Source organism: Pseudorhodobacter sp. (assembly GCF_030452865.1).
Lineage (GTDB): Bacteria > Pseudomonadota > Alphaproteobacteria > Rhodobacterales > Rhodobacteraceae > Pseudorhodobacter.
In genome coordinates, this window is sequence record NZ_JAKDLJ010000066.1 from 1 (window position 1) to 12,599 (window position 12,599).

Sequence of the window (12,599 nt, forward strand, 5' to 3'; positions counted from 1 at the left end):
CCAGTTGCAATATCTGAAACTGGATAATTACCCTCTGGGATCAGCGATTGCGGTGTCTGCCATGGTGATCGTTACGATTGTCAGCCTGATTTTCCTTGCCCTGACGCGGCGTTACTTGAAGGGGCCAAAAGGATGAAAGGTGGTTGGTTCAAGGTCTATACGCTGGTCTATCTGCTGTTTCTCTATGCGCCGATCATCATTCTGCCGATGTTTGCGTTCAACGACGCGACGGTCATCGCCTTTCCACTGACCGGCTTTTCAATCCGTTGGTTCGAAGCGATGTTGGTGCAGCCGACGCTGGGGCGGGCGGTTGCCAACTCGCTTGAAATCGCGGTCACCTCGGCGATCCTGTCGACGATTTTTGGTGTGTTCGTCGCCCGCGCCTCGACCCGCTACCGGTTTCCGATGAAAACGGGGCTGATGGGGTTGATCATGCTGCCGTTGGTCTTGCCCGAAATCATCGTGGCGGTGTCGCTGTTGGTGGTTCTGCTTGGCCTCGGTATCAACCTGTCGAAATTCACGGTGATTCTGGGCCATGTGCTGATCTGCACGCCGTTTACCATCGCCATCCTGTCCTCGGCCTTTCAATCGCTGGATCAGAGTCTGGAGGAAGCGGCCTACGATCTGGGCGAATCTGCGGCCAGCACCTTTCGGCTGATCATCCTGCCTTTGGTGATGCCGGGCATCATCTCCAGCTTGCTGATTTCCTTCACGATTTCGCTGGACGAGTTCATCATCGCGTTTTTCCTTGCGGGGACGGAACCGACATTGCCGGTCTATATCTTCTCGCAATTCCGTTTCCCGCAGGCGGTGCCCGTTATCATGGCGCTGGGAACGGTACTGGTGTGCCTGTCCATCGTCCTGTTGACCATTGCTGAATATTTCCGCCGCCGGGGCATCGCCAAATCGGGTGGAAAAGATACCGGAGGCTTCCTGTGAACGAGAGTACCACAATGATCGCGTTTCAGGACGTGCAGAAATATTACGGTGATTACCACGCCTTGCGCGGCATCACCGCCGAAATTCGCGCGGGTGAGTTTTTCTCGCTGCTCGGCCCGTCGGGGTGTGGCAAGACCACGCTTTTGCGCACGATTGCCGGGTTCGAGGGGATATCTTCGGGTGCTGTGATGATCGACGGGCGCAATATGGCAGGGGTTCCGGCCAACAAGCGGCCGACCAATATGGTGTTTCAATCCTATGCCATCTTTCCGCATCTGAGCGTGGGGGAGAATGTGGGTTTTGGTCTGCGCCGCGCCGGTTTGTCCAAGGATGATCTGGCCAAACGTGTCGGCGCTGCGTTGGAGATGGTGGGGTTGAGCGGTTTTGGCAGCCGTGCCGCCCATGCGCTTTCGGGGGGGCAGCGGCAGCGGGTCGCGCTCGCACGGGCACTGATCCTGAAGCCGAAAGTTCTGCTGCTGGATGCACCCTTGTCGGCACTGGACAAGAAGATGCGCGAACAGATGCAGGTGGAACTGATCCGGTTGCAGCGGCAGGTTGGCATTACGTTCATTCTGGTGACGCATGACCAAGAGGAAGCGCTGGTGATGTCGGACCGCATCGCTGTGATGTTCGAGGGGGAGATTGCGCAGCTTGCCGACCCGGAAACGTTGTATCGTCGGCCCAATTCAAAGCGGGTTGCGGATTTCATCGGCACGATGAACTTTTTGCCTGCCAAGGTCGTATCAGAACAAGGCGGCAAAATCGAGGTGGAAGCGAATGGGTTTGGCCGCATCACTCTTGATGCCGAACAGGCGGCAGCGGCGGCATCAGGTGATGCGGTGGTTGTCGGCTTCCGGCCGGAAACGCTGACCGTGTTGTTCGATGGCCAAACGGCCAGCGATCGTGAAAGCATGGCGACTATCGAGGAGGTCGTCTATTTCGGGGACATGACCTATTACGACGTGAAGATCGACGGCACCGAAACGCCGATCCGGATTTCGATGCGCAACGTTTTTGGCCGCCCCGTGCTGGATATCGGCGACCGGACGCGGGTGGCCTGGGCGCCGGGAGCGTTGGTGCTGTTTCGCTGATATTTTCCGGCGTTGCGCGGGCTGCGCCGGTGGGATTCAGGTATTTGTACCAAGATGAAATTGGGCGCGGCTTTCAATTCCCTACCGGTCGGGTGGCAGCAGGCCCAGGCCGCGCAGATAGATGCCGATGCCGGTCTCCAACAGATCTTCGGGCGGATAGGGGCTTTTCGCACCAGGGGAGCCGCGCGCGAACAGTTCCACCACGCCATGGCTGAGCGCCCAGATATGGGCCGAGAACATCGAGGCCGGCGGGCGTTTGTCGGCGGGCAATTGTTCCGACAGTTTCACAGCGGCCATTTCCAGCACTGCGCGCGCCTTGTTGGCGGCAGCGGCCAATTCGGGATGAGCATTGAGGGACAGGCCACTTTCAAACATCGCCTGATAGTGGCCGGGATATTTGCGCGCGAAAGCGAGATAAGCGCGACCCGTCGCTTCAAACGCAGCAAGGGCGGTCGGTTTGCCCTGATTGAAGGCGTATTCCATCAATGCGCCGAATATCCCGTAGCCTTGCCGTGCGGCCTCGGCAATCAGATCATCGCGACCGGCAAAATGACGATAGACGGCGGCAGGTGTCACCCCCACGGCTTTCGCGGCCTCAGACAACGTGAAGCCTTGCGGTCCTTTCTCGGTGATAAGATCCAGCGCGGCTTCGACCAGGGCCTGCCGGAGATTGCCGTGGTGATAGCCTTGCTTAGACATCCCAGAGGTCGGGGGTGCCGCAAATGGCAGGGTCGGGCGTGCCGATGAGGTTTTCGTCCTTGCCGGAGTAGTCAATCGCGTGCAACACGGTCTGAATTGCTGCAATCCGCGCACGCTTCTTGTCGTCGGAGCGGATCACTGTCCAGGGCGCGTGTGGCGTATGGCTACGGCCTAGGGTTTCCTTGATCGCCGCTGAATACTCATCCCATTTCTTCAGTCCTTCGACATCAATCCAGCTTAGTTTCCACTGTTTCAATGGGTCGCTTTCGCGTGCCAGAAAGCGGCGCAATTGCTCGGCCCGCCCGACATTGAGCCAGAGCTTGACCAATACAATCCCTTCATCGACCAACATGTTTTCGAAACTCGGAAGTTGTTCGAAGAAATGTTCGCGTTGCCCCGGCGTACAAAAGCCGAAAACATGCTCCACCACGCCGCGATTGTACCACGAACGGTCCAGCAGCACGATTTCCCCCGCAGCAGGAAGCCAATCGACATAGCGTTGAAAATACCATTGCGTGGCTTCGCGGTCGGAGGGTTTGGCAAGTGCGACCACGGTGGCGACGCGAGGGTTCAGGTTTTCATCAGTGGCGTCGATGGTGCCGCCCTTGCCGGCGGCATCGCGGCCCTCATAGATCACCACCAACCGCTTACCGGTTTCCTTCAGGTCGGCTTGCATCCGCACAAGCTGGCGCTGCAAGCCTTTCATTTCACCCTTGTACGCCTTGTGCTTCATTTCACGGCGGTAGGGGTAGCTCTCCGACAGCACGGTGTCTTTATCCGCCTTTTCAATGGCTTTGCGGATGCTTTTGGGCGCTTCCTCATGCAGAAACCTGCTGATCGCGCCGTCAAAGGGAAGGTCTGTCATGCGTCATCGCCCTGTTGAATCGTTCCGCCATTTCCTCGGTGAATTTCAAGGCAGTATGGCGCTAAGTCATGGCGCTTGCAATCAGCGTCGGGCGATGCGTGCGATGGCATCCATCACCGCATTCTCATGCGTATGATGCGGCATGTGGCCTGCGCCTTCGATCAGCGTCAGATGTGCATGGGGCAGGATTTTTGACAGCGGAACCGCATGGATATCAGGCGGAACCGTGGTATCGGCGGTGCCATGCAGGATTTCCACCGGCATTTCCAGCGAGGGATAGCGCGGGGCCATCGCGATCAGATGCGGTTTCAGGCTCAGCACCTGCGCGCCGTTGATGCGCAGACTGGCGCGGCGCAGGGTCAGGCCGACACCGATATAATCGGCGTAGCCTTGCGGCGCGACTTCGGGTGCGAATATCTGCTCGATGGAGGTTTCGGCTTGGGCCTTGCTGGCAAAAGCGGTCAGTAAAGGCGAGACGAGTGCCGCGCCCAGCGGGCTGCCCGTCACCTTGTACCAAAGTGCCAGATCGCCGGGGAAGGGCATTGTTGCCCCCGACACAATCACCAACCCATCGGTATAACCCGGATCGTCGAGTGCCCAGGCCATTGCGACCGCACCACCATAGCTGTGACCCAAAACGATCGGATGGGTGACGCGCAGTTGATGCGCAGCCGCTTGCAATTGCCGCGCCTGCGCCGCCGGGTCATTGCCGGCCTCGCCCAGATCGTCGGAATAGCCCATGCCGGGGCGGTCAAACACGGTGACGCGGTAGATTTCCGCCAGACGCCTGGCCAGATGGAAAGTGAAATCGCGGGTACTGCCACCCGCGCCGTGGATCAGTACGACATCGCGGCCCTGGCCCATGACAACCGCATGAACGCGCTTGCCGTCGACCTCGACAAACTGACCCATCGGTGGAAACGCCGCCTCTGCCGCTTCCTCGCGCTGATCGGCGCGTTTGTCGACGAAGAAGGCGCTGCCTGCAACTGCGGCGGCGAAAAGGAAGCTACTGGCCAATTTGCGTGATATCATAGGGTGTTGACTGATAAATCTCGTTGATCCAGTTACCATATAGAAGGTGGGCGTGACTTCTCCAGCGATTGATTGGCTTCATCGCGGGATTGTCATCGGGGTAATAGTTGCGCGGCACGTTGATCGGGGTGCCATTGGCAATATCGCGGTCATATTCCTGTTTCAGCGTCTCGCTGTCATATTCGAAATGGTTGAAGATATAGAGCGCGCGGTGGCCGGCATCCTCCACCAGACACGGCCCGGCACTATCGGAGCCGAGCAGCGTTTTCAGGCCGGTTGCTGCGTCAATCTCGGCCTGCTGCATCTCGGTCCAGCGCGAAACCGGGATAACGCATTCATCCGAAAAGCCGCGCAGGAAAGGCGAGGTCGGCGCAAGGTTGTTGTGACGGAAACACCCGAACAGCTTGCCGGGCAGGAGGTGTTTGTCGATGCCGTGAAAATGGTTGATCATCGCCATGCCGCCCCAACAGACGCCAAAGGTGGAATGGACATTGCTTTGCGTCCAGTCCATCACCTCGCGCAACTCATCCCAATAGGTGACCTGATCGAAGGGCAAATGCTCGATCGGGGCGCCGGTGATGATGAGCCCGTCGAATTTTTCGTCACGAACCTCGTGGAAAGGCCGGTAAAACGCCTCCATGTGTTCGGCTGCCGTGTTCTTGGCCTGATGTTCCGACATCCGGATCAGCGACAGATCAATTTGCAAGGGCGTCGCCCCGATCAGCCTTGCGAACTGGTTTTCGGTCTGGATCTTTTTTGGCATCAGGTTCAGCAAAGCGATGCGCAGCGGGCGGATATCCTGATGGCTGGCCCGGGTGGGCGAAATGACCATGACGCCTTCCTTTGACAACACGTCAAAGGCGGGCAGGTCTTCGGGCAGGGTGATGGGCATTGCAGGCTCTCCGGTTCGGGCGTCAGTCAGCAGGCTTGCGGTCAAGGGCTGTGGCGATCAAGGTGTTGAAATCATCGGGGGATTTGACGGCTGCCACCTCATCTGCTGTGATCGTTACCCCCCATTTCGCCATTGCCGCATAACGCGGGCGGCGATGGTCCAGCAACCGGGCATAGCCGTAGCGCAGGAAGGCATCGGGGTTCACTTGCGCCTCGGTCACGTCTTGTTCTGTCAGGTAATCACCCCAGACCTGTTTCAAAAACTCAGGCTGGTAATACATCGGCTTTGGGGCACGATCAAAGCGGCGGATCAGGGCATCCCGATGCGCGTCAGAACCCTTGATCCAGACCAGCAGCAGGTTGCGCGACAGGGCCGACATGATCGGATCATTCGGGTCGTTCGGATCGACCACCTCGCAGATGGAACCGCCACTGTCGCACACAAAGTTGCTGTAGCCATAAAGCTCCTGCGCGCGTTTGATGAAACGCCCGGTATCGAGCAAGGCGGCGGTTTCAGCCTCGCGGTGCTGGGCCTGACGGGCACAATATTCGGCGAAGGGGACGCCGCCAAGTTCCGGGTTGCCGGGTTTGCCGAGATAGGTCGACAGCGGCGCAAGGTTTTCGAAGGTGATGTTGGAGGCGATATAGACCGAATCCGTCAGCAGGAGTTCGCGCAGCAGCGGCACTTTCATCGCTTCGCGTTTGAAATTATCGGCGATATATTCCCCCATGTAGCGGGTGCCGATGCGATAGTCGATGGAGTAATGGAACCAGCCCGCGTCGTCGCGCAGCATGTTGGACAGATAGGTTTTCCCAAGACCGGACATGCCGAACAGCAGGATTTTGCGGGCGCTGTCAGCCTGCCAGTCGCGCGCGGAATTGTAGATCATCTTGGCCTCCGGACCGGTGCGTGCCGCTTGATAGCGCGGGCAGGGGCGGAGTTCACGCGAAAACTGAAAATGCGAAACACGGTTAGTCTTGGCAGGCGCACGCGGCAGGGATAATCTGCCGCGATGAATGCGCCGGTTGTTCTGCTGATCTTGTCTGTTTTTGGAATGGGACTGGCATGGAATACGCCGGACCTGCTGCTGCTGGCCGGACTTTGCGCCGTCGCCAGCCTTGTTCTGGTCGGAATCGCGCTGATCAAACGCGCCAGTGTGACGCCAAAGGCGAAACGTGACTGGATCGTCATCGACGGTTCCAACGTGATGTATTGGCAGGATCGGGTGCCAAAACTGGTGACGGTGCGGGAAGCCGTGCTGCGGCTGGAAGCGTTGGGTTTTGCAATTTGTGTAGTGTTTGATGCGAATGCGGGCCATCTGCTTGCCGGGCGCTATATGCATGACGATGCGTTTGCCATGGAACTGGGGTTGGAGGTGGCGCGCGTGTTGGTGGTGCCGAAAGGCGCGCCGGCGGACCCCTATATCCTGAAAGCGGCGCGTGGCGTGACCGCCCGAATTGTGACCAACGACCGCTATCGCGATTGGGTCCCTGATTTCCCTGAAGTCGCGCAGACCGGCCATCTGATCCGCGGCGGCGTTCGGGATGGGGTGTTGTGGCTCGATCTGCCGGGCGGCGGCATTGATACGCAAAAGCCCCGCAAGGTTGCGGGGCCTTTGTCATTGCAGGACCGTTGATCAGAAGCGGTAGCCGACCTTGATGCCGACGCCGACCGCCTTATTGCCAGAGAAATTCGCCGCAGCTACCCCCGAAGGCGTGTTGAGCGTGGTCTTGGCGTTGCCAATCTTCACATATGAGACGCCACCGGTGATCTTGATGTTGTCCTTGGTGTAAACGGCGGCCAACGTCAGGCTTTTCTTGCCGTCGGTCGGGCCGAGATTGGCCGAAAACCCTCCGCCAGCTTTTTCATAACCGAGGGAGGCGGAAACTGCCCAATTTTCATTCAGCTTGCGTCCGACACCCAAACTATAGGTCACAGTGTCCTTGGAATAGGACACGAGGGCGCTGCCGCTTGTCAGTGCGTTGTAAACCGCCGGGTCAATCTTGAATTTGGACCAGTCGACCCAACGGATCGAGCCGAACACCAATGTATCCTTGGCGACGCCCGACTGGAATTCCAGGTTCACCGATTGCGGCGTCTTCACCGTTGTCGGCAAGCCGAACAGGAATGCCGGAACCAGTGGCGACGCGGTGGTCTCAACCGGAGTAAAGTTGTGCTTCACTGACGAAGAATAGGTCACGGCGACTCGCAGTGCGATTTCGGGTTTTTCATAGGCGACCCCGACGACATACCCAAGGCCGCCATCACGATCCGCCTTGCCGGTATAAGCCGCCACGAAGGGCACGGACGCGACGGCGGACATGGTCTGGTATTTCAGACCGCCGTAGACGGAAAGATTATTCGCGCTGGTGTATTTCAACAAGGCGGTCATCGCCATGGTGCGGATCTTTGCTGTCGAACCGCGCGCGAAATATGTCGTAGCGGCCGGATAGCTGACGTCCGCACCGAAAGGTTGATCGACAATCAGCGCAGCGGAGAACTGATCATTGATCTGATACTTCAAACCGCCGCCGATCGAATTGTAATTGCCGGCCATATCGCCCGACGCCTGCCCCGGAGTAGGAGTCAACGGCGAGACCGCCGTACCGGCGCCGACGCCCGAAACGCTCGGCGCTACGCGGCCAAACGAGAACTCCACATAGTTTCCCTGTTCAAAAAGAACCGCAACCGATTGACCCGAGCGGTCAATCCCGCCTGCCTGCGCTGCCGTTGCCGAGAGCGCAACGGCCCCCAATGTTGTCACGATTTTCTTCATGGCCGTTCCTCCCCGAACAGGTGTCAACACATACACGGTATCGTGTTCAACTATGAGCAGTATTCAGCCGAGCGCATCCGGTCAATCTGTTACGCCGCGTCATGGTTCTTGTTCTGCAATGCTGTTGCAACATTGCCTGAACCGGGCGGTTTACCTGCGCGGAGATTGATGGTGATGCCAGCAAGAATGAGAGCCGCGCCAAGGATGATCGCGGGGTCCAGCGGCTCATTGTATAGAAACCACCCAATCGCAAATGCGGCGGGCAGGCGCAGGAAATCCATCGGGACGATCACGCTCGCCGGGGCCAGCGAAAGCGCCGTGGTCAGGCAGAAATGCGCGGTCAATCCGGCCAGCCCGATCAGCAGCAGCCAAGGCAGGGTTTGCGCCGTGGGCAGAGTCATCTGACCATCCCATCCCGCGAGTGTCAGCCCCATGACAAGCTGCATCCCCGTCAGCCAGAACATGATGGAGATGATGGATTCGTGCCAGGTCAGCGCCTTGGTCGCGATATTGGTCGAAGCAAAACACAGCGCCGCGAGTGCGGCGGCGGCAATGCCGGGATCAAAAGCGGTGAAGTCCGGGCGCGCGACGATCAGCGTTCCGGCAAATCCCAGTGCTGCGGCGATCAGTTTTGCGCGGGTCAGCCTTTCACCCAGAAAGATCGGCGCAAGCATGATCAGCCAGATCGGCGAGGTGAATTCCAGTGCGAAGACCTGCGAGAATGGGATCGCAGTCAAGGCCCAGAACCAAAGGTTCTGCCCGGTGAAATGCAGGCTGTTGCGCATCAGATGCCGGGGCAGGCGGTTGAACCGCACCTCATGCCCGCGCTTTGACAGCAGTGCATAGGCCGTGATGATCACAAAGCCGATCAACGAGCGCCATGTCATGATCTCAAACGTGTCATGGACAGGCGAAACGGCGCGCCCCGCCACCGCCATTGCGGTGAAAGCGAAGATGGAGCCGATCATCCAGGAAGCGGCAAGTAGGGGGTGGTTGGATGTGGTCATCGTGCTTGATGGCCCGCAGGCGCAGGTTTGTCCAGCACTTGGGCGATGGCATTGCAATATCACATGGACCATGGGCCTGATTGCGCAGACCCATGGTGCATTTCGTCTTAACTGCGACGGCCGCCGCGACGGCCGCCACGCCCGCCGGCAGCACCCACCGAGGCCGATGCCTCGGCGAAAGTGGCACCTTCGGTCACTGCTTCGATCACTTTGGCAAAGCGAATCCATTCGCCGCCATTGGCATCGTGGTTCATCAGAAAATTCGCGGCGCGAATCGCTTCCATTTCCTGCAACCGCACCGGGTTCATGATGGCGGAGGTCATGCCCGCACCAATTGCCATCGGCAAGAACGCCCCGTTGATACCGTGACGATGCGGCAGGCCAAAGGAGATATTGGACGCGCCGCAGGTGGTATTCACCCCGAGTTCAACGCGCAAGCGCCGTACCAGCGTAAACACCTGCTGGCCTGCCGACCCCATCGCACCGACCGGCATCACCAGCGGGTCAACCACGATGTCATGTGCGGGAATACCGAAATCGGCAGCGCGTTCTACGATCTTCTTTGCCACAGCAAAGCGCACATCCGGATCTTCGGAGATCCCGGTGTCATCATTGGAAATCGCGACCACCGGCACATTGTATTTCTTGACCAGCGGCAACACCAGTTCCATCCGGTCCTCCTCTCCGGTGACGGAGTTCAGCAGCGGGCGACCAATAGCTGCCTTCAATCCGGCCTCCAACGCGCCTGGGACGGAGCTGTCGATGCACAGAGGCGCGTCGGTTATGGCCTGAATGCGGGTGATCAACTCATGCATCAACGGCGGCTCGACAAAGTTGTTGTCGGCATAGCGCGGATCGGTTGCCATCTTGTTGGTGAAAACCGCGCCGGAATTCACGTCGAGCACGGATGCCCCACAGGCAACCTGTTCCAGCGCGTCACGCAGGACCGTTTCGAAATTCCCGGCCTCCAGCTCCGCCGCGAGCTTTTTGCGGCCCGTCGGATTGATGCGTTCGCCAATCACACAGAAAGGTTCGTCAAAACCTATGATGACCGTTTTTGTTTTGGATTCAATGACTGTACGGGTCATAGTTGAACTACTTTCTTAAGATTGAGAGGCGGGGACGGCGGATTTTCCGCCATGTTCAATTGCCCAATTGGCATTGGATTTGATACCGCCGAGCGGGAAGAAATGCGCCGATTGAATACCGAAATCCGGGTGACGCGCCTTATGCGCAGCAAGTTCGGCGACAAACTCGGTCGGCTCATAGGGCAACAGCAGTTTTGTCACGTCCATAGCGCGTTTCTGCAACACGCGAAGCGAGGGGCCAACGCCGCAGGCAATCGCGAATTTGATCAGCGTTTGCAGTTTTGCCGGGCCAGCGACCCCGATATGGATCGGCAGGTCGATGCCTTCGGCGGCCAGACGGTCCGCCCATTTGATCACCGGACCGGCCTCAAAGCAGAACTGGGTTGCCAGCGCCATTTTCGCATCGGTGCGTTCGGAAAACGCCTGCTTCCATTTCAGTGCTTCCATCACCACGCGGTCGCCACCGTCGCGGTCGATGTCGCGGTTGCCTTCGGGATGACCCGCAATGTGCAAACGCTGGAACCCGTCGAACAGGCCGCTTTCCATCAACTGCATGGAGTTGTCATAGTCACCTGCCGGGGTGCTGACGCCTCCGCCGAGCAGCAAGGCCTGTTTCACATCCGCTTCGCCCTGATAACGCGCAATCCAATCGGCCAGCGTGGCCCGGTCGGGGATGATGCGGGCCGGGAAATGCGGCATCGCGTCAAAACCTTCGGCGCGCAAACGCTTTGCAGTGGCGACCATTTCCGCAATCGGTGTGCCTTCGATATGGGCGATATAGACGCGGGTGTGCTGCGGCAGCAGGTCGCGGAAACTCTCGACCTTTTCGGCGGTGCGGGGCATCACCTCGACCGAGTAATCCTGCATGAACCCCTCAACCAGCGGTGACGCGGTAGGGGCGGCGGTTTCGCGTTTGAAGTTGAACAGGGCCACGACATTCTCCCGTAAGGTGTTGGATCGGAAGGGCGTCAGGCCCGGCCGTCGTTGTCAATCAGTTGTTTGATGCGGGTCTTGTCGTATTCGGCATCAAGCCGCGCTGCCTCTGTCGCCGCAACCTCCGCCGCGTCGCCTTCGACTGCGTAGGGTGTCGCCTTGCGCCATTCCGCAAGATAGAGGTCAGCGTCTTTCGCACCGATTTTCATCGCGCAACGGTCAATCGCCTGCTCGAAACGCTCCGGCAATTGCACCTTGCTGGCGGCGCGGCCCTTGCCAACGATCACCTGCGCGGGAATGTCGCGCCAATAAACAATAGTCACCTCTGGCATTGACGATTCCTCCTGCCCGTTATCGCCCCTTGTAGCGGTTGCCCTGCCGTCCCGGTGACGTTTTTCGACATTGAAACGACGAGGAGCGACCTCTCTCCGTTTCCTGCGCCCGTCTTATCAGCCCTGTGCCGCCGCAGCGACCGCGCGGCAGCATCATTCGCTTCATCTTCTTTATGAACAAAGCGGCGGGGCTTGCGTGAGGGGTCAGCCCGGCGTAGCATGGCCGCAAGCATGAATGGAGGGCGCAGTATGACGCCCGAGCGTCCCCGGGAGGAGGGCGCGATCCCGGAGGAGTTGGAGGCGGTCTCACCCCTCGATTCCTTGGTCGAACGGTCTGACTCCCGTCTATCCGAGTCGACGCAGCTTTATGCGGCGCTCGATCTTGGAACCAACAGTTGCCGGATGCTGATTGCGCGACCGCGTGGCAGTCAGTTTCAGGTTGTCGACAGTTTTTCAAAGACTGTCCAACTCGGCGCGGGGCTGGAAGCCTCGGGTCGGCTTTCGCGTGCGTCGATCGGGCGGACGATACAGGCGCTGCGAATCTGTCAGAAGAAACTGGAAAAGCACCGGGTCAAGCGGATGCGACTGGTCGCAACCGAAGCGTCGCGCAGGGCGAAGAATTCGCGTGAGTTTCTGCGACAAGTGCGGCGCGAAACCGGGATGCAGTTGGAGATCATCACGCCCGAGGAGGAGGCGAGGCTGGCCGTGATTTCCTGTGCGCCGCTGGTCAGCGACAGGACCGAAAAGCTGATGATCGTGGATATCGGTGGCGGCTCTACCGAATTGGTCTGGATTGACTTGAAAGCGGTGGAACCCTCGGACCGCCCGCGCGCCATCATGCGGCTTCACGCGGGGTTCAAGCCCTCGGGTGAGGGCCAGGCGCGGGTGGTTGACTGGATTTCGGTTCCGTTGGGGGTGGCAACGCTGAAAGACCAGTTCGCGGAT

General features: G+C 59.1%; 14 protein-coding genes. 4 read left to right on the top strand and 10 right to left on the bottom strand.

Annotation, left to right across the window (positions count from 1 at the left end):
- Positions 1-132: 132 nt before the first annotated feature.
- Complete coding sequence (locus L0H65_RS06085; RefSeq protein WP_301457947.1) at positions 133-939, top strand: ABC transporter permease; 807 nt, start codon at positions 133-135, stop codon at positions 937-939.
- A 14-nt stretch (positions 940-953) separates the two neighbouring features.
- Entirely contained in the window at positions 954-2,030 is a 1,077-nt protein-coding gene (locus L0H65_RS06090) for an ABC transporter ATP-binding protein (RefSeq protein ID WP_301457959.1), read from the top strand.
- An 81-nt stretch (positions 2,031-2,111) separates the two neighbouring features.
- On the opposite strand, the gene L0H65_RS06095 is transcribed toward L0H65_RS06090, so the two are convergent.
- From L0H65_RS06095 to L0H65_RS06115, 5 genes are all read right to left on the bottom strand, one after another.
- Positions 2,112-2,729, bottom strand: a complete 618-nt coding sequence (locus L0H65_RS06095) for a TetR/AcrR family transcriptional regulator (RefSeq protein ID WP_301457948.1) — start codon at positions 2,727-2,729, stop codon at positions 2,112-2,114.
- Entirely contained in the window at positions 2,722-3,594 is an 873-nt protein-coding gene (gene ppk2, locus L0H65_RS06100) for a polyphosphate kinase 2 (protein WP_301457949.1), read from the bottom strand. The genes L0H65_RS06095 and ppk2 overlap by 8 nt, the downstream gene beginning before the upstream one ends.
- 81 nt (positions 3,595-3,675) lie before the next feature.
- Positions 3,676-4,626: an alpha/beta fold hydrolase gene (locus L0H65_RS06105; RefSeq protein ID WP_301457950.1), complete on the bottom strand. Its 951-nt coding sequence runs from the start codon at positions 4,624-4,626 to the stop codon at positions 3,676-3,678.
- Positions 4,601-5,518 (bottom strand): homoserine O-succinyltransferase, encoded by a 918-nt coding sequence (gene metA / locus L0H65_RS06110; protein WP_301457951.1) that lies wholly within the window; start codon positions 5,516-5,518, stop codon positions 4,601-4,603. The genes L0H65_RS06105 and metA overlap by 26 nt, the downstream gene beginning before the upstream one ends.
- A 22-nt stretch (positions 5,519-5,540) precedes the next feature.
- Complete coding sequence (locus L0H65_RS06115) at positions 5,541-6,407, bottom strand: ATPase (RefSeq protein WP_301457952.1); 867 nt, start codon at positions 6,405-6,407, stop codon at positions 5,541-5,543.
- A 123-nt stretch (positions 6,408-6,530) separates the two neighbouring features.
- Here L0H65_RS06115 and L0H65_RS06120 point away from each other — a divergent pair, with 123 nt between their 5' ends.
- On the top strand, positions 6,531-7,154 hold the full coding sequence (locus tag L0H65_RS06120; RefSeq protein WP_301457953.1) for a hypothetical protein: 624 nt from the start codon (positions 6,531-6,533) through the stop codon (positions 7,152-7,154).
- Here the strand turns inward: L0H65_RS06120 and L0H65_RS06125 are convergent, their stop codons facing one another.
- The 5 genes from L0H65_RS06125 to L0H65_RS06145 form a co-directional block, all read right to left on the bottom strand.
- The gene (locus L0H65_RS06125) at positions 7,155-8,294 is read right to left on the bottom strand and encodes an OmpP1/FadL family transporter (protein ID WP_301457954.1); all 1,140 of its coding nucleotides are present in this window, start codon (positions 8,292-8,294) and stop codon (positions 7,155-7,157) included.
- 89 nt (positions 8,295-8,383) lie between these two features.
- The gene (locus L0H65_RS06130) at positions 8,384-9,301 is read right to left on the bottom strand and encodes a DMT family transporter (protein WP_301457955.1); all 918 of its coding nucleotides are present in this window, start codon (positions 9,299-9,301) and stop codon (positions 8,384-8,386) included.
- A 107-nt stretch (positions 9,302-9,408) separates the two neighbouring features.
- The gene (locus L0H65_RS06135) at positions 9,409-10,389 is read right to left on the bottom strand and encodes a methyltetrahydrofolate cobalamin methyltransferase (protein ID WP_301457956.1); all 981 of its coding nucleotides are present in this window, start codon (positions 10,387-10,389) and stop codon (positions 9,409-9,411) included.
- Between the two features lie 15 nt (positions 10,390-10,404).
- Positions 10,405-11,322, bottom strand: coding sequence for a methylenetetrahydrofolate reductase (locus L0H65_RS06140; RefSeq protein WP_301457957.1), 918 nt, complete (start codon positions 11,320-11,322; stop codon positions 10,405-10,407).
- Positions 11,323-11,357: 35 nt separating this feature from the next.
- The gene (locus L0H65_RS06145; RefSeq protein ID WP_301457958.1) at positions 11,358-11,654 is read right to left on the bottom strand and encodes a virulence factor; all 297 of its coding nucleotides are present in this window, start codon (positions 11,652-11,654) and stop codon (positions 11,358-11,360) included.
- 249 nt (positions 11,655-11,903) lie between these two features.
- Here L0H65_RS06145 and L0H65_RS06150 point away from each other — a divergent pair.
- The coding region (locus L0H65_RS06150) for a Ppx/GppA phosphatase family protein (RefSeq protein ID WP_367651977.1) at positions 11,904-12,599 on the top strand (696 nt) is incomplete at its 3' end.